The 20,162-nt window shown below is 69.1% G+C and carries 17 protein-coding genes; 13 read left to right on the top strand and 4 right to left on the bottom strand.

What is annotated here, in order from left to right; all coding sequences use genetic code 11:
* Positions 1 to 22: 22 nt before the first annotated feature.
* From QZ607_RS17180 to QZ607_RS25915, 3 genes are read left to right on the top strand one after another with little or no spacing between them, the layout of a single operon-like run.
* Positions 23 to 1,243, top strand: a complete 1,221-nt coding sequence (locus QZ607_RS17180) for an argininosuccinate synthase (protein WP_295885116.1) — start codon at positions 23 to 25, stop codon at positions 1,241 to 1,243.
* Between the two features lie 28 nt (positions 1,244 to 1,271).
* Positions 1,272 to 1,490 carry a hypothetical protein gene (locus QZ607_RS17175; protein ID WP_295885114.1) on the top strand — a complete coding sequence of 73 codons (219 nt, stop codon included), beginning with the start codon at positions 1,272 to 1,274 and terminating at the stop codon, positions 1,488 to 1,490.
* Entirely contained in the window at positions 1,451 to 1,597 is a 147-nt protein-coding gene (locus QZ607_RS25915) for a DUF805 domain-containing protein (RefSeq protein ID WP_367268216.1), read from the top strand. Before QZ607_RS17175 ends, QZ607_RS25915 begins: the two co-directional genes overlap by 40 nt.
* Before the next feature lie 46 nt (positions 1,598 to 1,643).
* Here the strand turns inward: QZ607_RS25915 and QZ607_RS17170 are convergent, their stop codons facing one another.
* On the bottom strand, positions 1,644 to 2,039 hold the full coding sequence (locus QZ607_RS17170) for an HPP family protein (protein ID WP_295885111.1): 396 nt from the start codon (positions 2,037 to 2,039) through the stop codon (positions 1,644 to 1,646).
* A gap of 403 nt (positions 2,040 to 2,442) precedes the next feature.
* On the opposite strand from QZ607_RS17170, the gene QZ607_RS17165 reads away from it, so the two are divergent.
* The gene (locus tag QZ607_RS17165) at positions 2,443 to 2,658 is read left to right on the top strand and encodes a hypothetical protein (RefSeq protein WP_295885108.1); all 216 of its coding nucleotides are present in this window, start codon (positions 2,443 to 2,445) and stop codon (positions 2,656 to 2,658) included.
* Between the two features lie 389 nt (positions 2,659 to 3,047).
* Here QZ607_RS17165 and QZ607_RS17160 read toward each other — a convergent pair whose 3' ends face one another.
* Positions 3,048 to 3,176: a hypothetical protein gene (locus QZ607_RS17160; protein WP_295885105.1), complete on the bottom strand. Its 129-nt coding sequence runs from the start codon at positions 3,174 to 3,176 to the stop codon at positions 3,048 to 3,050.
* A 322-nt stretch (positions 3,177 to 3,498) separates the two neighbouring features.
* Here QZ607_RS17160 and QZ607_RS17155 point away from each other — a divergent pair, with 322 nt between their 5' ends.
* The 3 genes from QZ607_RS17155 to QZ607_RS17145 all read left to right on the top strand — a co-directional run bounded on the left by QZ607_RS17155 (position 3,499) and on the right by QZ607_RS17145 (position 6,331).
* Positions 3,499 to 4,212, top strand: a complete 714-nt coding sequence (locus tag QZ607_RS17155; protein WP_295885100.1) for a response regulator — start codon at positions 3,499 to 3,501, stop codon at positions 4,210 to 4,212.
* Positions 4,213 to 4,215: 3 nt separating this feature from the next.
* Entirely contained in the window at positions 4,216 to 5,610 is a 1,395-nt protein-coding gene (locus QZ607_RS17150) for an ATP-binding protein (protein ID WP_295885097.1), read from the top strand.
* Between the two features lie 256 nt (positions 5,611 to 5,866).
* Positions 5,867 to 6,331: a peroxiredoxin gene (locus QZ607_RS17145; RefSeq protein WP_295885094.1), complete on the top strand. Its 465-nt coding sequence runs from the start codon at positions 5,867 to 5,869 to the stop codon at positions 6,329 to 6,331.
* 124 nt (positions 6,332 to 6,455) lie between these two features.
* Here the strand turns inward: QZ607_RS17145 and QZ607_RS17140 are convergent, their stop codons facing one another.
* Positions 6,456 to 7,181 carry a pseudouridine synthase gene (locus QZ607_RS17140; RefSeq protein WP_295885092.1) on the bottom strand — a complete coding sequence of 242 codons (726 nt, stop codon included), beginning with the start codon at positions 7,179 to 7,181 and terminating at the stop codon, positions 6,456 to 6,458.
* A 143-nt stretch (positions 7,182 to 7,324) separates the two neighbouring features.
* Between QZ607_RS17140 and QZ607_RS17135 the strand changes: the two genes are divergently transcribed.
* The 6 genes from QZ607_RS17135 to QZ607_RS17110 all read left to right on the top strand — a co-directional run bounded on the left by QZ607_RS17135 (position 7,325) and on the right by QZ607_RS17110 (position 17,953).
* Positions 7,325 to 9,775: an ATP-binding protein gene (locus QZ607_RS17135; RefSeq protein WP_295885090.1), complete on the top strand. Its 2,451-nt coding sequence runs from the start codon at positions 7,325 to 7,327 to the stop codon at positions 9,773 to 9,775.
* Positions 9,776 to 9,783: 8 nt separating this feature from the next.
* Positions 9,784 to 10,674 (top strand): response regulator, encoded by an 891-nt coding sequence (locus QZ607_RS17130; protein WP_295885088.1) that lies wholly within the window; start codon positions 9,784 to 9,786, stop codon positions 10,672 to 10,674.
* Positions 10,675 to 10,769: 95 nt separating this feature from the next.
* Positions 10,770 to 11,120 (top strand): ArsR/SmtB family transcription factor, encoded by a 351-nt coding sequence (locus QZ607_RS17125; RefSeq protein ID WP_367268215.1) that lies wholly within the window; start codon positions 10,770 to 10,772, stop codon positions 11,118 to 11,120.
* 96 nt (positions 11,121 to 11,216) lie between these two features.
* The gene (gene speE, locus QZ607_RS17120) at positions 11,217 to 12,080 is read left to right on the top strand and encodes a polyamine aminopropyltransferase (RefSeq protein ID WP_295885085.1); all 864 of its coding nucleotides are present in this window, start codon (positions 11,217 to 11,219) and stop codon (positions 12,078 to 12,080) included.
* Between the two features lie 874 nt (positions 12,081 to 12,954).
* Positions 12,955 to 14,814: an efflux RND transporter periplasmic adaptor subunit gene (locus QZ607_RS17115; protein WP_295885083.1), complete on the top strand. Its 1,860-nt coding sequence runs from the start codon at positions 12,955 to 12,957 to the stop codon at positions 14,812 to 14,814.
* A 10-nt stretch (positions 14,815 to 14,824) separates the two neighbouring features.
* Entirely contained in the window at positions 14,825 to 17,953 is a 3,129-nt protein-coding gene (locus QZ607_RS17110; RefSeq protein WP_295885184.1) for an efflux RND transporter permease subunit, read from the top strand.
* 172 nt (positions 17,954 to 18,125) lie between these two features.
* Here QZ607_RS17110 and QZ607_RS17105 read toward each other — a convergent pair whose 3' ends face one another.
* The gene (locus tag QZ607_RS17105; protein WP_295885082.1) at positions 18,126 to 20,102 is read right to left on the bottom strand and encodes a bifunctional diguanylate cyclase/phosphodiesterase; all 1,977 of its coding nucleotides are present in this window, start codon (positions 20,100 to 20,102) and stop codon (positions 18,126 to 18,128) included.
* Between the last annotated feature and the right edge of the window lie 60 nt (positions 20,103 to 20,162).

The following is a 20,162-nucleotide window of genomic DNA, read 5'->3' as shown; positions in this document are numbered from 1 at the left end:
TCCCGCGTCACAGGAGCCCGCCATGTCCCGCACCCCCGTCAAGAAGGTCGTGCTCGCCTATTCCGGCGGCCTCGACACCTCCGTGATCCTGAAGTGGCTGAAGCAGGAATACGGCTGTGAGGTGGTCACCTTCACCGCCGACATCGGCCAGGGCGAGGAGCTGGAGCCCGCCCGGGAGAAGGCCCAGGCCGCCGGCATCACGGAGATCTACATCGACGACCTGCGCGAGGCGTTCGTGCGCGACTTCGTCTACCCGATGTTCCGCGCCAACGCCCTCTACGAGGGCGAGTACCTGCTCGGCACCTCCATCGCCCGCCCGCTCATCGCCAAGCGCCTGGTGGAGATCGCCGCGGAGACCGGCGCGGACGCCATCAGCCACGGCGCCACCGGTAAGGGCAACGACCAGGTGCGCTTCGAGCTGACGGCCTACGCCCTGAACCCGGACATCAAGATCATCGCGCCATGGCGGGAGTGGGACCTGCTGTCCCGCGAGAAGCTCATGAATTACGCCGCCGCCCACGGCATCGCCATCGAGCAGAAGCGCGACGGCACCAAGTCGCCCTACTCCATGGACGCCAACCTGCTGCACATCTCCTACGAGGGCTACGACCTAGAGGACCCCTGGGTGGAGCCGGGCGGCGACATGTGGCGCTGGACCCGGGACCCGCAGGACGCGCCGGACACGCCCGTGGAGATCGCACTGAGCTTCACGCACGGGGACGTGACGGCCATCGACGGCAAGCCCATGACCCCGGCCGAGGTGCTGGCGGCGCTGAACCGCATCGGCGGCGAGCACGGCATCGGCCGCGCCGACATCGTCGAGAACCGCTACGTCGGCATGAAGTCCCGTGGCTGCTACGAGACCCCCGGCGGCACCATCCTGCTGAAGGCCCACCGCGCCATGGAGTCCCTGACCCTGGACCGCGAGGCGGCGCACCTGAAGGACGAGCTGATGCCGCGCTACGCGCAGCTCATCTACAACGGCTACTGGTTCAGCCCGGAGCGGGAGATGCTCCAGGCGGCCATCGACCAGACCCAGACCGTGGTCAACGGCGACGTGCGCCTGAAGCTCTACAAGGGTAACGTCATGGTCGTGGGCCGCCGGTCGGACACCAACAGCCTGTTCGACGAGTCCATCGCCACCTTCGAGGAGGACGCCGGCGCCTATGACCAGGGCGATGCGACGGGCTTCATCCGGCTGAATGCGCTGCGGCTGCGGGTGCAGGGGCGCCGCCGCAGCTGAGCCGGCATTCGCACGCGAGTTATCCGCAATGATCGACATCCTGGAGAGCCCCGGGGTGCGGCGGCGGGTCGCTCCGATCTCGGTGGAGAGCTGCCACGTTCTGCGGGACCTGGGGCTCGTGGACGTCAAAACGGAGCTGGTCAATGGCATCATCGTGGAGAAGAGGACCAGGTCCCCGCGCCATACCCTGATCCTGCATCCAGGCGCCTGCACGACACGGGGCGCACGGGCTGGTGGTACCTGCTGATCCTGATCCCGATCATCGGCGCGCTGGTGCTGATCTTCTTCTTCGTGCAGGACAGCCAGCCGGGCACGAATGCGCATGGGCCGAACCCGAAAGGGGTGGCCGCCTGAGCGCTTTGCCGCCGGGGCCGGCCGTGGTGACCGGCCCCCGTTGCACTCAGCCGCCGCGCTGCGCCAGCAGGTCCTTGAGCGCGCGCATCAGGTCCGTCTCGGTGATGATGCCGACCAGGTGGCCGCCGCCATCGTCGGAGACGGGCAGGCAGCCGATGTGGTCGTCCATCATGCGCTCGACGGCGGCGCTGAGGTCCGCGTCGGGGGCGATGGTGGTGACGGGCTTGTGCATGATCTCGCCGATCTCCACCGGCGCCTCCTGGAAGCAGCGGGCGGCGAGCTGGAGGTCGCGGCGCGCCACCAGGCCGGCGCAGTTGCCCGCGGCGTCCAGCACGGGCAAGTGGTGGAGGCTCTTCTCCTCCATGACGCTGAAGGCCTGTTGGTAGTCGGCCCCCGCGTCGATGGTGACGGGCGCGGGGCTCATGTAATCGCGGACCTGCATGGCACGGGCTCCTGGTCTTGGTGGTGGGGTGCTTCGCCTTCTGTGAACGGGCGCATGAACGGTAACTGCCAGCATGCGTCACCCGGGCGGTCATGAGAAGTGTCGCCGGTCAAGCGATAGCGCCGCTTGCGTCTGCCCGCGCAGCGGCGGCGCCGCCCGCCAGCGACGGTCCTTGTCGCAGATCAAGAACACGCCTCGCCGTGCATCGTCCGACGAACGGCGTCACCACCTGCGACACCACCGAAAGCCGCGGCGGCGGCGCTGGCGCCAGCGCGGGCGCCGACCGAGCACAGGGGCCGCAAAGCACCAATGCGGCACAGACACCGCGCAAAGACTTGGGGTAGCATGCCCGGCGAGTGGCAGTACGGGTTTTCCCATCACCGGGGGCGGAGGCAGATCATCGATGACCCGCGGCACCCAGCTGAAAGAGCTCACCCAGATCGATCTTGGCCACTTGGGCCTGGCGCCGGACACGCTGCAGGGCGCCATGGCGCTCGCTGGCGACGACGCCGGCACGGACCCCAAGACCCTGGCCGTCACCCGGGAAGTCCTGGAGACGCTGGAAGCCGTCTTCGACATCCTGACCGAGGCCCTGCCTGGCGAGCACGGCCGATCCTGAAGGCCCGCCGCCGCCCGGCCCACACAGCCCCAATCGCGTATCCACCCAGCCGAATATATACCCAGCCGCGTATCCACCGGGCACCGCGCCCGAGCCCACCGGTCGCTGTTGTAAGGATGCGCCAAAAAAAGACCGCCTCGGCAGGGTGTGTGCTGCCGGGCGGCCAACTGGCTTGCTGCCCAGAAATCGTTTTCCCAAAGGGCGCCACTCAGGCGCACACGGGCCTGTGAAATCCTGCCGGACGATGCGGCGCGCCGGCGTGCTGCCGCGCGGGGGTCAGTGCGGCGTACATCGGCTCCGCGCTGAATCGGGAAGGGCTGCCGGCGCACCCGCGGCGGCGGGGGACTCCGCCCGGGCCACAACCGGCTCGCTCGACGATGCTGCTGTGCTCAGTCCGTGCTGCGGTCCTGCGCATCACGGCTGCGCAGACGCTCGTTGTTACGCACGATGCCGACGATGAAGCCGGCGCTCACGAGCGCGGCCACCATGCCGCTGATGGTCAATGCGTCGAAACTCATGGTACTGCCTCCGTTTCCCGCAACTGCGCTAGCCTGTGTCTCATGCTGGGCTGATCCGGCCCTGGTGCTGTGTGGCCCTGGTGCTGTGTGGCCCTGGTGCTGTGTCGGGCCGCGCCTGAGGCGCCGGCCGAGACCGGGCTTCCCCCCGGGTCGACAGTCATTCTCCTTGAGGGCATCGACCAGGTTATTTCGCCAAGTGCTAATATTGTGACAAGTTGTTACAGGCGCCGTGGTGATTCCGACGGCTGCCGCAGATTCTCGGAAGCGCGTCACAAGAACGCACCCGGCACGCGCTGCCCCACGCCCTGGATGAGCTTGAGCCATGTCCGCCGCCGAAGGCCCCACCCGCGTGCTCGTGGTCGACGATGACGCCTCGCTGCGCGAGCTGCTGACCGATTACCTGCGCCAGGAAGGCTTCGAGGTGAGCGGCGTGGAAGACGGTGCGGCCATGTTCGATTGGCTCGACACGCATCAGGCGGATCTCCTGATTCTGGACCTGATGCTGCCGGGTGAGGATGGACTGACCCTGGCGCGGCGTCTGCGCACCAAGGACGACATCCCCATCATCATGCTGTCCGCACGCGGGGAGGACATCGACCGCATCGTGGGCCTCGAAGTCGGCGCCGACGATTACCTCGCAAAGCCCTTCAACCCCCGCGAGCTGCTGGCCCGCATTCGCGCCGTGCTGCGCCGGCGGGCGCCGGCGGCCGAGGCGGCGGCGCCGGAGGCCGTGAGCTTCGGGCCCTACCGGCTGGACATCCCGGCCCGCCAGCTGACCCGCGACGGGGAGCCCGTGACGCTGACGGGCAGCGAGTTCGATCTGCTGCGCATCTTCGTCGAGCATCCCAACCAGATGCTCCACCGCGACCGCCTGCTGGACCTGCTGAAGGGCTACGAGCGCAACCCCTTCGACCGCAGCATCGACGTGCAGGTGGCGCGGCTGCGGGCGAAGATCGAGCCGAACAAGAAACAGCCCATCTACATCCGCACCGTCTGGGGCCGCGGCTATATCTTCACCCCCCAGGCGGAGGGCTGAAGGGTGCGCTCGCTGCTGCCGGCGTCGCTGTTCGCGCGGGTGCTGCTGACGCTGGTGCTCACCTTCGGCAGCTTCGCGCTGATCACCTTCTTCACCGTCGTCTACTATGCGCTGTTCCCCGTGGTGCAGCGTTCCACGGCGGACCTCGCCGCCTTTATGGAGCTCTCCGCCCACACCCTGGTGCAGCTGCCCGAAGAAATGCAGGGCGAGTACCGCTTCAAGCTCCTGAACGACTACCAGCTTTGGCTGCGCACCGAGGCCGAGGCTCCCCAGCATCTGCGCCATTACTTTTTTCCCTATGTACAGCGGCTGAGCGAGGCGCTCAGCGGGCGCGCCGGTGCCGAGGTGCGGATGCAGAGCAATGTCATCGACGGCAAACGCTGGTTCTGGGTGGACCTGGACACGCCGCAGGGGCACGTTTGGGCGGGCTTCCCCCGGGACCGCATCAACACCAAGCCGCTTGAGGGACTCTTCATCATCTCCACGCTGGCGCTGCTGCTGCTGGTGGTGACGGCCTCGGTGCTGGCCCGGCGCATCACCTCGCCGCTGACGCGCCTCGCCCACGCGGCCGAGGAAGTCGCCAAGGGACGCTCGCCGGAGCCCTTGCCCGAGAGCGGTCCACGGGAGCTTGCAAACCTCGCCCGGCAGTTCAACGAGACCAGCCAGCAGGTGCGCGAGCTGCTCGCGGACCGCACCGTGCTGCTGGCGGGCATCTCCCACGACCTGCGCACGCCCTTGACCCGCCTGCGCCTGGCGCTGGAGATGCTGCCGCGCCAGACCGACCCGGCGCTGAAGGCGCGCATGGAGCGGGACCTTGAGGAGATGAACGCGCAGATCAGCCAGGCGGTGGAGCTCGGCAGCACCCTCGGTGCCGGCGAGCGCCACCGCGTAGACATCGTCAAGCTCATCGGCGAGGTGGTGGGCACCCGCCCGCGCATCGTCTGGCGGCCCACGCAGCACTGTGTGCAATGCGTGAGCGCACTGGCCCTGCGCCGCATCCTCGGCAACCTCATCGAAAACGCCCTGCGCTACAGTCAGGCGCCGGTGGAGGTGCGCCTCGACTGCAATCACCGCGCGGCCGTAATCTTCGTGCTCGACCGCGGCCCCGGCATTCCGGAAGACGAGCGCGAGGCGGTGTTCCGCCCCTTCTACCGGCTGGAGGCCTCGCGCAACCGCCGCACCGGCGGCTCCGGGCTCGGCCTGGCCGTGGCGCGTCAGCTCGCGGTGGCCAACGACATGGAGATCCATCTGAGCAGCCGCGTGGGTGGCGGCACCGTGGCCAGCGTGCGGCTGCCGCCGGAACAGGAGACACCGCCCAACGGCGCTCGCGCAGAGCCTCAGGACAGGCCGGCCGACACCAGACCCGCCGGCACCCCAACCGGCACAGAAGCAGCCTGAGGACCCCACACCCCGGTGCCTGCGCGCGGGCCCCGAGCCTGCCACCGAACACGCAGCGCAGACGCGGGTCAGCGGCACCGCTGCGCACCCTCCGAGGCGGCGTATAGACGCGCTGCCACCGCGGTTGACGCGTCACCGACGGCTGCCTACATTTCGCCCAGTTTTGGACCAGATTTCGACCAGCGGACGCCGACATCTGAGCCGGCGCCGGCACCTGCCGGCCACCGCACGACAAACCGCTGACCAGGGGGAGATCATGCTGCAACCCGGCGACCCGGCACCGCCCTTCTCGCTGCCCGACGCGGATATGGAACGGGTGGACATCACCAAGCTCTGGGGCGAGCGTCACATCGTGCTGTGCTTCTATCCCAAGGACGACACGCCGGGATGCACCATGGAGGCCCTGGAGTTCACGGACCTGCACGAGGACTTTGCCGCGGCGGGTGCCGACATCATCGGCATCAGCCGCGACACCTGCGCCAGTCACGGCGCCTTTCGCGACAAGTACGGCCTGAGCGTCACGCTGCTCGCGGATACCGACGGCGACGTCTGCCAAGCCTATGATGTCTGGCGCGAAAAAGAGAAAAACGGTGTGAAGAAAATGGGCATCGTGCGCTCCACCTTCATCGTCGGTCGCGACGGCCTGATCCGACACGCCCTCTACGACATCAAGCCCAAGGGCCACGCCGCCCGGGTCCTGGAGCTCGTCCGCGATCTCTGAGCCCCCGCTCGCCCCGGAAGCCCCGGAAGCCCCGGAAGCCCCGGAAGCCCCGGATACGGAGACCCAATACGGGGACGGTACACTTAATCAAGCGGTGGCCCCAGCGCGCAGCATCGTTGCCCGGTCAAGACGCTTCCATCCGCTGCGGCAAGGCCTCCGCCCACCCCAGCGACTCGAACAGCCGGCACCAGTCGGCATCCGGCGCCGCCGTGACGCGCATGGCCGCATCCGTGTCCGGATGGGTGAAGTCGAGCCGCCAGGCATGCAGCAGGAGTCGGTGCAGGCCGAAGCGCTCGCGAAAGAGCCGATTGTGCCGGCCCTCGCCGTGGGTCGTGTCGCCGATCAGGGGGTGGCGGATGTGCGCGAAGTGCCGGCGCAGCTGGTGGCGCCGCCCGGTGTGGGGCGCTGCCAGCACCAGGGCATAGCGGCTCGTCGGATAGCGGCTCACGGCGACCGGCAGCTCCGCCGTGGCGAGCCGCCGGTAGGTGGTGAGTGCCGGTCGTGGCAGACGCCGACCCGGTGCGCTCGCCTCCGGATCGTCCAGCGGCCAATCGATGCGGCCGGCGACGGGCGGCCAGCCGCGCACCACCGCAAGATAGTGCTTGGCCACGCGCTGCGTCGCGAACTGGGCCGACAGCCGCCGCGCCGCATCGGCGGTGAGGGCGAACAGCAGCACGCCCGAGGTGGGCCGGTCGAGCCGGTGCACCGCGTGCACGCGGCGCCCCAGCTGGTCGCGCAGGCGTTGTAGCACGAAGCTGTCGGCGTCGGCGATGCGGGTGCGATGCACCAGGAGCCCCGGCGGCTTGTCCACCGCCACCAGATGCGCATCGCGATAGAGCACCTTCAGCATGGGCATCTCCCACAACCCCGGTCGCAGGCCGGTGGACGGACATGGGCCGCAGCCGAAACCCTGGCGGAACGGCGGTAAGACCCATTCCATCGGTTGTCGCGGCCGGGTATCGTAACTGGTTGGTCACGGACGCGAGGCCCGGCGTGAAGCTCCGCTACTACATCCTGCTGCTGCTGCTGCTGTTCGGCCTGGCGCCGTTGATCATCGCCGTGCTGATCAACCTGCCGCTGGTGCTGGACCGCACGGCCATGTTCTACCAGAAGGCCTATCTCCAGAACCTGCGGGCCGATTTCCGCGACCTTGACCAGCACCTGGCGAGCCGCGACGAGATGATCCGTCTGCTGGCCAAGCTGCCGGAGCCCGGCGTCATTCTCGGCGCAAGCGGCGGTGAGGACGCCATCGACCGCGCCCGCGCGCGCTACACCGGCTGGATCAACCAGATGCTGCCGGACCAGCTGGACGTGATCCAGATCCTGTTCGTGGATGCCGCCGGCAGCGAGCGCTTCTGGCTGCGGCGCGACCCGCAGACCCACGAGTGGCAGCCGGCGCCGTTGCCGCCGGAGCCGCCGAGCCGCGGCTTCGTCAACGCCGGCATCAAGCTGCAGCAGGGCGAGGTGATCGTCAGCCGCATCCGCATCAATCCCTATGCGGGCATGGAGGACCCACGCCAGCTCATGACCCTGCAGCTGGCGAGCCCGGTGGGGGAGCGCGGCGGCGGCAACGCACTGCCGCCGGGGCTGCTGCTGATGACCATCGACGTCGGCGGCCTCGCGCAGTACTACCGCGACACCCTCTGGGTCACGAACGACGGCAGCTACCTGCGCCCGGGCGAGCCCCTGAGCGACGCGGCCACGGCCTTCGAGGACTTCCCGGGCCTCGACGGCATCTTCGAGGAAGGCAAGCTCGCGCTCTGGAAGAACCCCAACGGCCCCCCGCTCCTGTGGGTGCCCATGTTCCTCACCGAAGAAGGCGTGCCGCTGTGGGTGGGACGCCCGGTGGACCCCTCGCCCATCGAGCAGTTCCGCGATGCGCTGATGGCGCGCGTGCTGTCCATCATCCTCGTGCTGGTGCTGGTGGTGCTGCTGATGGCGCGCTGGCTCGCGAACCGCGCCGAGGGCTTCGGCCAGGAGCTGATCAGCGGCATCGAGTCCATCCTGCGCGACACCAGTCCGCCGGATACGGGGCAGCGCCCGGACCGGCGCTTCGACTGGCAGGGGCCGCAGGAGGTTCGCGAGCTCGGCCGGCAGCTGAACGCCCTCGCGCACAACCACGCCGAGCACATCGCCACCGAGCGCGAGCATACGCGGGAGCTGGAGCAGTCGAACCGCTACAAGTCGGAGTTTCTGGCCAATGTGAGCCACGAGCTGCGCACGCCGCTCAACTCCATTCTGCTGTTGTCGAAAATGCTCGCGGCGGAAGAGTCCGGCCTCGATCACGAGCAGCGCCGCCAGGCCCAGGTCATCAATGAGGCCGGGCGTGACCTGCGCACCATGATCGACAACATTCTGGACATCTCCCGCATCGAGGCGGGACCGGTGACCGTCAGCCTGGAATGGGTGGAGCTGGCGTCCATGCTCGCCGAGCTCGCCGAGATGATGCGCCCGCCCATGACACAGAAGGGCCTGGCGCTGCACCTGGACATCGCCCCGGACGCACCGGAGCGGGTCTACACGGACCGCGGTAAGCTGCGCCAGATCCTGAAGAACTTCATGTCCAATGCAGCGAAGTTCACCGATGCCGGCACCGTCACCATCGCCGTGCGCCCGGGCACCGAAGAGCGGCCGCTCGCCATCGCGGTGACAGACACCGGCATCGGCATCCCGCCGGGCAAGGAGCAGATCATCTTCGAAGCCTTTCAGCAGGCGGACGGCTCCACCCGCCGGCGCTACGGCGGCACCGGACTCGGACTCTCCATCAGCCGCGAGCTGGCGCAGCTGCTGGGTGGGGGAATCCAGGTGGAGAGCACGCTCGGCGAGGGCTCCCGCTTCACGCTGCTGCTGCCCCTGGCCTTGGACCCGGAGGAGCTGGATGCGGTGGAGATCCTGGAGCAGCGTGCCGAGCCACCGCTGCCGGCGGCCGGGCGTCCGGCCTTGAGCCCAAAGACGGCGGCGGCGGACACCGTCCCGAGCCGCAAGCCACAGACGCCGGCCCCGGTGGAGGTGGCGGCCCCGGCGGCGCTCGGCCAGGATCGCTGGGTGCTGCTGGTGGAGCGCGATGTGCAATGCCTGGTGACGGCCACGTCGGAGCTGGAGACCATGGGCGTGCGGGTGCAGACGGCCGCCGATGCGGACGAAGCGCTGGAGACCCTGTCGGACGAGCACGACTGCGCCCTGTTGTTGCTTGCCGCATCGGCGTCAACAGAAGAAAGCTGTGCTAGGATCAAACGGATTAATGGCGAGACGGCAGAGGGCATCCCGCCCATCTACATCATCGGCAACCTCGACGAGGCACAGCGCGAGCGCTGCCGTGCGGCCGGCGCCGCAGGCTTTCTCGACAAACCGCTGGAGCGCGCCGCGCTGACGCGCATCCTGGAGCAGGCGCTGTCGCCCGCCGCAACGGACAAGAGCGAGGCTGCGGCACAGGACATGGCATGACGGCAGCTATGACAGAGGGCTCCGGTTACAAGATCCTGATTGTGGACGATCATGCGCACAACCTGTATACGCTGCGCACGCTGATCGAGAAGCACCTGGACGCGGCCACCGTGCTGGAGGCGTCCTCAGGGCGTGAGGCCATTGACCTGACGCTGGAGCACCGCGACATCGATCTGATCATTCTCGATGTGCAGATGCCGGAGATGGACGGCTTCCAGACCGCCTCGCTGCTGAAGCTGCGCAAGCGCACCCGTGATATCCCGATCATCTTTCTCACGGCCGCCTTCAAGTCCGAGGAGTTCCAGCAGCGCGGCTTCGCCGTGGGCGCCGTGGACTATCTGCTGAAGCCCATCGACGACAATCTGCTGATCAACAAGATCAGCACCTATTTCCGGCTCATCGCCAAGGAGCGCGCGCTCAACGTCGCGCTGGAAGAGAAGGTCGCCGAGCGCACCCGCGAGCTGGAGCAGGCCCGGCAGTACCTGGAGAACATCGTCACCTACATGGGCGAGGCGCTGCTGGTGCTGGATGCGGAGGGCATCATCAAACAGGCCAACCCCACCGCCTGCGCCATGCTGGAGTACGCCGAGCAGGATCTGATCGGGCTCTCCATCGGCGACGTTTTCGAGGAAGAAGGGGACGAAGAGGCCGGCGCCTTCATGGGCACTTGGCTGGAGGCACTGATCCGCACCGGGGCGCTGGCCAAGATCGAGGCGCGCTTCATCGCCAAAGACGGCAAGCGGGTGCCGATTTTGTTCTCGCGCACCGCCGTCAAGGACGACGCCGGCCGGATCAGCGAGATCATCTGCATCGCCAAGGATATGACCGGCTATGTCCGCATCGATGACGAGGCCGCGTACCGGACGAAGGAGTCCGCTGCCAGGGCGTCGGTAAGCTGACCGCCGTCCGCCCGCGCCACGACAACGACAATGACGACAATTGCGCCCGCGCGCACGGCGGGCCTGCCCACCCAAGGTAAGCGATGGCCGTAACGATGAACGAGCAACAACCCGCGGATCAGGATCCGTCCACGCCGCCCTCCCAGGAGGACACGGCTCTGACGGCCATGGCGCTCAAGGCCATGGCGCACCCACTGCGCTGGAAGATCCTCTGCTCCCTGGGCGACCGCGAGCTCTCCGTCGGCGAGATCGTCGAGCGCACCGGGACGTCGCAGAGCAACATCTCCCAGCACCTGGAGCAGCTGCGCAACAAGAACATCGTCGTCGCACGCAAGGAGGCGAACCGGATCTTCTATCGGATCCGCAATCACCAGCTGCTGGAGCTGATCGGTATCATGCGCGACGTGCTCTGCCCGGCGAACCTCGACGACCGCTATCCGCGCTGAGCCGCGTAACACGCTCTGACGCCAGCCCGGGCCCCGCCGCCGCGCGCGGCCCGGGCACCGCAATTCCCATCACGCAAGCCCCAGCCGCCCGTCACCATGCCCAACCTCGACGACAAGCACTGGTTCACCGAAGTCCAGGACGGTGCGGGCAGCGCCTTCTCGCTGCGCATCCGCCGGAAGCTGCACGAGGAGCGCAGTGACTACCAGACCATCGAGGTCTACGAGACCGAGCAGTTCGGCAATCTCATGGTCATCGACGGCTTCACCATGCTCTCCTCGCGCGAGAACTTCCTCTACCACGAGATGCTCGCCCACCCGGTGCTACTGACCCATCCGGCACCCAAGCGCGTCTGCATCATCGGCGGCGGTGACTGCGGTACCCTGCGTGAGGTGCTCAAGCACGCTGACGTGGAGCAGGTGACCCAGATCGATATCGACGAGCGCGTCACCCGCGTCGCCGAGCAGTTCTTCCCGGAGCTCACCGCCGGCAACGATGACCCGCGCGCAACACTGCTCTTCGCCGACGGCATCCGCTGGATGGCGGACGCCGAGCCGGGCAGCCTCGACGTGATCATCGTGGACAGCACGGACCCCGTGGGCCCTGCCCAGGGCCTGTTCACGGAGGATTTCTACAGCGACTGCCGCCGGGCGCTGGCGGATGACGGGCTGCTGGTGCAGCAGAGCGAATCGCCCCTCTATCACCTCGACATCATCCGCAGCATGTACGACGACCTGCGCGCCGCCGGCTTCGGCGCCGTGCAGACGCTCTTCTTTCCCCAGACCATCTACCCATCGGGCTGGTGGAGCGCCACGATGGCAGCGGCCGGGGAACGCCTGCCGGACTTCCGCCGCATCGACGCAGGCAACCTGTTGGACACCACCTATTACAACGCCGACATCCATGCCGCGGCCCTCGCACAGCCCGAGTTCGTGCGCAGACGCCTGGCAGCGAACGACTGACCGGGCGGGTTGCGGTCTCCTGCCGCCGGCGCCAATCTGCGGGGCGGCGGAAAGCCGAGTGCAGTCCTGATCCGGCATACGACGCTGCGAGGTCGTGCCGGCTCCGCCAGCGGACCGCTTCTGGCAAGATGGAGTCGGGTGCTTTGCCGTGAATGCGCGCCATCGTGATTGGGTCATCCCGCTGCTGACAGCCCTGATAATGCTCCTGCAGCCGTCCATGGCGGCTGTCATCGCGTCGCAGCATGCGTTGTCCGCACATGGGCGTGTTGCATCACAGGCACAGGCCGGCCACCATGCGCACCTCTCAGCCCATGCTGACCAGGGTCGGGACTCGTCACTGACCTCTGGCCCCATGCCCGCCGCATCCGCGTCGCAGAACCATGAGGCTGATGACCACGCCTGTGGTCCGGCCTGCCAGGCCGGGGCCCACCTGCCGGGCCTGCCCGGCTGCTGCCCTGCCGTCGGCGTCCACCTGATCCGCCAGCATCCGGTGTCGTATCGCGCGACCTGGCGATCTCAGCGCCTCTCCCCGCCCGAACGCCCACCTCGCGCCAGCGCTTGAGCCCGACGCCGAGCCCGGAGGCGACGCCCTGCCCGTCGCCCACGGCATTCGTTCTCAAAGCGATGGAGATGATGGAGCGTGCCACGCAAACTGCTTGTCGTCCGCCCGCGGCGGACATTCGCCCTGTTCCTTGTCCTGATCCCTGCCCTGACTGCGGCCCGGGGAATGAACGCAGCGGAAGGCACCGCAGCCGTCACAGCGGGCCTGCACATGCATGCCCATGCCGCCGCGCAGCAAGGCCATGACCAACCCGGGAGGCGGGCTGCTGTCCAGGATACCGGGCACCAGCACGCGCACGCCCCGGACGCGCACTTGAACGACTCGCTGTGGCATCGCCTCCAGCATTGGCTGATCGAAGCGCTCGGCGGCGAGCATCCACACGCGGATGACCACGACCATGACGCGGACCCCGAGGAGATCCTGACGGCGACCCGTTGGACGCAGGATGTCGAGCTGTTCCTCGAGCACCCGCCATTGGTCGCCGGCGAGTCCGCGGAGCTGCTGATCTTTCTGACGCGGCTGTCGGACTTCTCGCCCCTGCATCGTGGCAGGGTCACGGCATCCCTGACCCCCGAGCTCGGGTCGGAAGGGCATGACAGCGCCAGGGGTCAGCCCGCGGCAATTGCCGCAGAGGTCGCCGAGCCGAGCCGCCCCGGTGTCTATCGACTGCGGCTGACGCCGGACCGCGCCGGACATCATCAGCTGGCACTGTCCTGGGCCGACGGAGAGACGACGGCTCGCTTTGCCCTGAAGGTATCGGTGGCGCAGCCAGGTACGCGAGGCATGCACGCCGATGGGCATACCCACGCGCCGGACCACGACCAGCGAGCGGAGCACGAGCACGCGCACGAGCACGCGGACGCGGACGCGCACGCGCACGCGCACGCGGACGCGGACGCGGACGACGACGAGCATGACCATGAGGCCGGCGATGCCCGGGACCACGGTCATGACCACGACAGCGCCCCCGCGGGAGCGCATGATCACGCCGGCGACTCCCATCAGCAGTGGGACCATGATCACCCGGCCCCGGCACAGCCCGCGGCGGCAGGCGCCAGCGTTCAGCTGACCAAGGAGCAGCAATGGCTCTCGGACTTCGCCACCGCCGCGGTCGAGCGGCGCCTCCTGCGGGGCTCAGTCCCCGCCACCGGCGTGCTGCGTGCGAGCGCCGATGGTGATGCCCATGTCACGGCGCCCATCGACGCCCATCTGCGCCCGGCAGCTGGCGGCTTCCCGTACACCGGCATGCAGGTGGCGGCGGGGCAGACCCTCGCCTACCTGGTGCCGCGCCTGAGCGGCGAGGCGGATGTCGCGGGCCTGGAGCTCGCCGTCACCCGCGCCGAGACCGCGCTGGACCTGGCCCGCCAGGAGCGCGAGCGGCTGGATGCCCTGTGGGAGGACCGCTCGATCCCGTTCCGGGAGGTGCTTCAGGCCCGGGGTGACGAGGACGTGGCCGCGGCGGAGCTGTCCGCGGCCCGCCGCCGACTGGCCCAGATCCAGCGCACCGAAGAGGGCGAAGGCGCCGGCGTGCCCGTGCGCGCCCCCATTGGCGGCGTGGTCGCCCGGGTCGAGGTGGCCCCCGGCGCCTTCGTGGAGGAGGGCGCGCGGCTGTTCCACCTGGTGAGCCCCGAGCGCCTGTGGCTGGATGCACGGGTGGCGGAAGCAGACATTGGCCGCATCCAGACCCCCGTCGGCGCCTGGTTCCGAGTGCGGGGCCTGCACGGCGCCGAGGCTGCGGGTGGCGGCCAGGTGTTCGTCCTGACACCGGCCACCGGCGCCCGGCTGGTGACCTACGGCGCCATGGTGGACCCGGAGAGCCGCACCGTGCCCGTGGTGCTCGAATTCGCGCCCAGCGCGTATGACAACGGCGAGCGGCTGCGGGTGGGGCAGTCGGTCGGTGCCCGGGTCTACACCGGGGAGGCCTCGCACACCCTGGTGGTCCCCGCCGGGGCCCTGGTCAATGATGCCGGTGCCGACGTGGTCTATGTGCAGGTGGGCGGCGACCGCTTCGAGCGCCGACTGGTGCACACGGGGCTGCGCGACCGTGACCTTGTCGGCGTCCATGACGGCGTGCGGCTGGGCGAGCGGGTGGTGAGCCGCGGCGCCTATCTGGTGCACCTGGCCGCCGGAGCAGAGGCCGATGCCGGCCAGCATCACGGCCACGACCACTGAGGGCGCGGGCATGATCGGCACCCTGATCGACTGGTCCCTGCGCAACCGGCTGTTCGTCCTCGCCGCCGCCGTGCTGCTGCTCGGCTACGGCACCCATCGCGCCCTGCAGATGCCGGTGGATGTCTTCCCGGACCTCACCGCGCCCACGGTGACCATCCTCGCGGAGGCCCCGGGGCTCGCCCCGGTGGAGATGGAGACCCTGGTCACCGTCCCCATCGAAACCGCCATGAACGGCGCGTCCGGCGTGCGCCGCATCCGCTCGTCCACCAGCATCGGCGCGGCCATCGTCTACGTGGAATTCGACTGGGGCGCGGATATCTACCGCGCTCGCCAGATCGTCGCCGAGCGGCTGCAGACCGCCCTGCCCTCGCTGCCGCCGGACATGGCCCCGCCGACGCTGGCGCCGGTGACCTCCATCATGGGGGAGGTCATGTACATCGCGCTGCGCTCGGCGCTGGATGCCGACGGCCGCCCCCGCCACGACGCCATGACCCTCAAGACCGAGGCCGACTGGACCCTGCGCCGGCAGCTGCTGGCGGTGCCCGGCGTGGCGCAGATCGTGCCCACGGGCGGCGACACAAGGCAGTATCAGGTACTGCTGGACCCGCTCAAGCTCGCCGACTACCGCATCGGCATCGACCAGGTGCGCGCGGCGCTCGTCGAGACCAACACCAACACCTCCGCCGGCTTCCTCGCCGAGAACGGCCAGGAATACCTGATCTACGGCCTGGGCCGGGTACATGGCGCCGAGGACATCGCCGCCACCGTCATCGCCGAGCGCGGCGGCGTGCCGGTGCATATCCACGACGTCGCCGAGGTGCGCATCGGCCCGGCGGTGCGCCGGGGCGCGGCCTCCGCCAACGGTGCGCCGGCAGTGGTGCTGGCCATCCAGAAGCAGCCGGACGCCAACACCCTGGCCTTGACCTCGCGCCTGGACCGGCGCATTGCCGAGATCCAGCGGAGCCTGCCGGCGGGCATGGAGATCGAGACCGGGTTGTTCCGTCAGGCGGACTTCATCCAGCTTGCCGTTGACAACGTGGAGGCGGCCCTGCGCGACGGCGCCATCCTGGTGGTGCTGATCGTGTTCCTGTTCCTGTGGAGCGCCACCGCAACGGTCATCACGGCGCTCGCGATCCCCCTGTCCCTGCTCGCCGCGGTGCTGGTGCTGGAGGCCCTGGGTGCCAGCATCAACACCATGACCCTGGGCGGCATGGCCATCGCCGTCGGCGCCCTGGTGGACGACGCCATCATCGACGTGGAGAACATCGCCCGGCGCCTGCGCGAGAACGCCGCCCTGCCCGCCGAGGCGCGCCGGCCGACCCTCGCCGTCGTCTACGCCGCCACTCACGAGATCCAGTCCAGCATCGTCTTCGCGACCCTGATCATCATCCTGGTCTTCCTGCCGTTGTTTTTCCTGAGCGGCGTGGAGGGCCGGCTGCTCGCACCCCTGGGGCTCGCCTACGTGGTAGCACTGGCGGCCTCGCTGCTGGTGGCGGTCACCGTCACGCCGGTGCTGTCCTGCATCCTGCTGCCGCGCTCCGGGGCCATCCGCAGTGGTCGCGAGCCGGCCCTGGTGCGCTGGCTCAAGGCCGGCTATGGGCCGCTGCTGGATGCGACACTGCGGCGCTGGAAGCTGCTGGCGGGGTCGTCCTTTCTGCTGCTGGCCGCGGCCCTGGTGGCACTGAGCCAGGCGGGCCAGACCTTCCTGCCGCCCTTCAACGAGGGCAGCCTCACCATCCTCGCCAGCACACCGCCCGGCACCTCGCTGGCGCAGTCCGATGCCCTGGCCTCGCAATTGGAGGCGGCCCTGCTGGAGCAGCCGGAGGTCATCGGCACCACCCGGCGCACCGGGCGCTCGGAGCTCGCCGAGCACACCCAGGAGGCGAACAGCACCGAGATCGAGGTCAGCCTCGACCTGACAGGCCAGGGTGGCGGCACCCGCGACATGGACCATTTGCTCGCCACCCTGCGCGAGCGCGTGGCCCAGGTGCCGGGCCTGTCCATCACCATCGGCCAGCCCATCAGCCACCGGGTCGATCACATGCTCTCGGGCACCCGCGCCGCGGTGGCGGTGAAGCTGTTCGGCGACGACCTGTACGAGCTGCGGCGCCTCGCCCGCGAGGTGGAAGCGGCCATGCGGGGCGTGCCCGGCGTCGTCGACCTGTTCGTCGAGCAGCAGGCGGACATCCCCTTCGTGCACATCGACTTCGACCGCGCTGCGCTGGCCCGCCACGGGCTGCGCGTCGCCGAGGTCTCCCGCGCCATCGAGGCCGCCTTCTACGGCAGCCGGGTCTCCCGCGTGCTGGAGGGCCAGCGCAGCTTCGATCTGGTCATGCGCTATCCGGACAGCGCCCGGGAAGACCTTCAGCGCATCCGTGAGACCCTCATCACCACCCCCGATGGCGCTCGGCTGCCCCTGCACGCGCTCGCCGACATCCGCCGCGACCGCGGACCGAATACCGTGAGCCGCGAAGACGTGCAGCGCAAGATCGTGGTCTCCGCCAACGTAGCCGCGAACGGCGCCGGGACGGACCTGCGCTCGGTGGTGACCAATATCCAGCGGGCCGTGGCTGAGCAGGTGAAATTGCCCTTGGGCTATCGCATCGCCTACGGCGGCCAGTTCCAGAGCGCCGCCCAGGCGCGCCGGACCCTGCTGATCCTGGGCGCCGGTGTCGTCGTCGGCATCTTCCTGCTGCTCACCGTCGCCTTCCGCTCCGCGGGCGATGCAGCCCTGGTCATGCTCAATCTGCCGCTGGCGCTGGTGGGCGGCATCTTCGGCGTCTATGCCGCCGGCGGCGTCGTCTCCGTGGCCGCCATCGTCGGCTTCATCGCGCTCTTCGGCATCGCCACCCGCAACGGCGTCATGCTGGTGACCCATATCCGTCATCTGGTGGAAGACGAGCACATGGTCGACTTCCGCGCCGCCGTCCGCCGCGGCGCGATGGAGCGCCTGGCGCCGATCCTGATGACAGCCCTCTCGGCGGGCCTCGCCCTGGTGCCGCTGGCACTGGCCGGCGGTCAGCCCGGCAGCGAGCTGCAAACGCCCATGGCCATCGTCATGCTGTGGGGGCTCTTGTCTTCGACGGCGCTGAACATGCTGGTAGTGCCGGCGTTGTACCTGCGATTCGGGGCGCGATGAGCTTCGCGTCGGAGCGCCGCGTCTGGTGGAAGGATGACGCCCGGCGCGGCCGCACGGCCGATCAGGCCATGGAACCGGCGGAGCGCATGCGCGGCAGGGTGCGCGTCGGCGCGCGCCTGCCTGCACGGGACGCGATGAATCAGCGCTGGCCGGTAGGCACCTCGGCGCCCGGTCAGCCGGCGGCGCGCACCTGCTCGCGCAGGGTGGTCACGAGTGTCGGCAGCGGCAGGGGCCGGTACAGCAGAAAGCCCTGGTAGCGGTCGCAGCCGCGCTGCTCCAAAAAGGCCTTCACTGCGGGGTTGTCCACACCCTCGGCGACGACCTGCAGACCCAGGCGGTGGGCCATGTCGATGATGGTCTCGACGATGGTTGCGTCCGAGGCGTCGCTGGCCACGTCACGGACGAAGGAGCGGTCGATCTTGAGCGCATCCAGCGGCAGCCGCTTCAGGTAGCTGAGCGACGAATAGCCGGTGCCGAAGTCATCCACGGAGAAATGCACGCCCAGCTCCCGCAGCCGGTCCATCTTGCGCACGGTATCCTGGAAGTCTGCCACCAAAACGTGCTCGGTGAGCTCAAGCTCCAGGCGCTGCGGGTCAAGCCGCTCCGTCAGCAGGCGGCTGGCAAGCCCGCCGGCGAAGTCCACCTGACGGAATTGCGCCGGACTCACATTGAGGGCGATGCGCTGCGGGCGCGCGGCCCCCGTTTCCCGATCCAGGCTGCGGATGTCCCGCAGCGCCTGGCCCACCACCCATTCCCCGAGCTCGTGGATGAGACCGCTGTCCTCCGCCAGGGGCACGAACACGCTGGGACTGGCAACCATCTCGCCGTCGCCGCGGGGCCAGCGGATCAGCGCCTCCACGGTGATGATGCGCCCGTGGCGGTCGCATTGCGGCTGGTAGTGGAGCGTCAGCTCACCGTCGCGCAGCGCCCGGCGCAGGGCGCCCTCGAGGTCCATGCGCGCCTTTGCCGCCGCCTGCATCTGCGGCAGATAGAAGCGCGCACAATCGCGGCCCGCGCTCTTTGCCTGCGCCAGCGCCGATTCCGCCGCCCGCAGCAGGTCATCCGGGGCATCGCCATCGCTGGGGAAGAGGGCGATGCCGACACTGGCGCTGAGCTGAAGGTCACGCCCCTCCAGCTCGATCGGCATCGCCAGCACGCGGCGCAGGTTCTCGGCCCGCTGGCGGGCACGATCGGCGGCGGCGGGAGTGGTGCCGCCGAGCTCTGTGAGCACGATGGCGAAGCGGTCGCTCTCGATGCGCGCGATGCTGTAGGCACCGCCCAGCAGGTCGTTGATGCGCTGAGCGACGGCCCGCAGCAGGGCATTGCCGGCCTCGCGTCCGCAGGAATTGTTGACGAGCCGGAAGCGATCGATGTCCAGGTACAAGAGCGCACCCACATGGCCCTGCTGGGCATGGCGGGCGATGTCGAGCTGCAGGCGGTCACAGAGCAGGCGCCGGTTGGGCAGGGTGGTGAGCGGGTCGTAATAGGCCTGCTGCACGACAGTGGCCTCGGCGCGCTCGCGGGCATACCCAAGCCGCAGGCTCTCCACCACGGTGTCGTGATAGCGCCGGGCGATGCTCAGCATGAGCACGAAGTAGAGCAGCGTCAGCAGCGCGATGGCATAGCCCACCTCGGTCTGCTGCATGAGCATCCGCACGGACAGCGGCAGCAGCATGAGCGCCAACAGGGTCCAGCAGACGCGCAGGCACACGGAAAAGGTGGTGACCGACCCCGCGGAAATGCCCGCCAGCACCACCGTCAGCATGGCCTGATGGACGACGTTGTCCACGGGGAAGAGGAAGACGCTGGCGGCGCCCCAGAGGCCACCCGAGAGCAGAACACCCGCCTGCGCGCGCCGCAGGTGACGCGCGAGCGCCCGCTCATCGCCGCGCCGGGCGTGGGCCGCGCGGGCGTCGAGGTATCGGGCGAGACTGAGCGCGCCCATGGCAATGAGCCAGACGGCGAGTGTCGCAGGCGATGCGGAGCCCGTGAGGAACCAGCCCAGCACGGCGGCATTGATGACCACCGCCAGCAGCGCCAACGGAACGGCGCCGATGAAGAGCGCCGCCAGTTGCGCCGCGATGCCCTCCTCGCCGGCGGGCGCGGCATCTGCGGCCGCACCGTTGCGTGCGCTCCCGAACGGGCCCACTGTCATTCTCCAGCTGTGCGGTTGCGCACAGTCTAACAACGCGCCGGCGCAATGGCCGTA

The sequence above is a fragment of the uncultured Thiohalocapsa sp. genome (genome assembly GCF_913063425.1).
Taxonomy (GTDB): Bacteria; Pseudomonadota; Gammaproteobacteria; order Chromatiales; family Chromatiaceae; genus Thiohalocapsa.
Note: the sequence above shows the minus strand (reverse complement) of the source record. Positions and strands in the feature narration are given on the sequence as shown.

Excerpts from the sequence above, each read along its gene's own strand:
- QZ607_RS17145 (WP_295885094.1), top strand. The coding sequence starts at position 5,867 with ATGCTGCAACCCGGCGACCCGGCACCGCCCTTCTCGCTGCCCGACGCG.
- QZ607_RS17140 (WP_295885092.1), bottom strand. The coding sequence starts at position 7,181 with ATGCTGAAGGTGCTCTATCGCGATGCGCATCTGGTGGCGGTGGACAAG.
- QZ607_RS17165 (WP_295885108.1), top strand. The coding sequence starts at position 2,443 with ATGACCCGCGGCACCCAGCTGAAAGAGCTCACCCAGATCGATCTTGGC.
- QZ607_RS17170 (WP_295885111.1), bottom strand. The coding sequence starts at position 2,039 with ATGCAGGTCCGCGATTACATGAGCCCCGCGCCCGTCACCATCGACGCG.
- QZ607_RS17160 (WP_295885105.1), bottom strand. The coding sequence starts at position 3,176 with ATGAGTTTCGACGCATTGACCATCAGCGGCATGGTGGCCGCGCTCGTG.
- QZ607_RS17155 (WP_295885100.1), top strand. The coding sequence starts at position 3,499 with ATGTCCGCCGCCGAAGGCCCCACCCGCGTGCTCGTGGTCGACGATGAC.
- QZ607_RS17180 (WP_295885116.1), top strand. The coding sequence starts at position 23 with ATGTCCCGCACCCCCGTCAAGAAGGTCGTGCTCGCCTATTCCGGCGGC.
- QZ607_RS17110 (WP_295885184.1), top strand. The coding sequence starts at position 14,825 with ATGATCGGCACCCTGATCGACTGGTCCCTGCGCAACCGGCTGTTCGTC.
- QZ607_RS17175 (WP_295885114.1), top strand. The coding sequence starts at position 1,272 with ATGATCGACATCCTGGAGAGCCCCGGGGTGCGGCGGCGGGTCGCTCCG.
- QZ607_RS17130 (WP_295885088.1), top strand. The coding sequence starts at position 9,784 with ATGACAGAGGGCTCCGGTTACAAGATCCTGATTGTGGACGATCATGCG.
- speE (WP_295885085.1), top strand. The coding sequence starts at position 11,217 with ATGCCCAACCTCGACGACAAGCACTGGTTCACCGAAGTCCAGGACGGT.
- QZ607_RS17125 (WP_367268215.1), top strand. The coding sequence starts at position 10,770 with ATGAACGAGCAACAACCCGCGGATCAGGATCCGTCCACGCCGCCCTCC.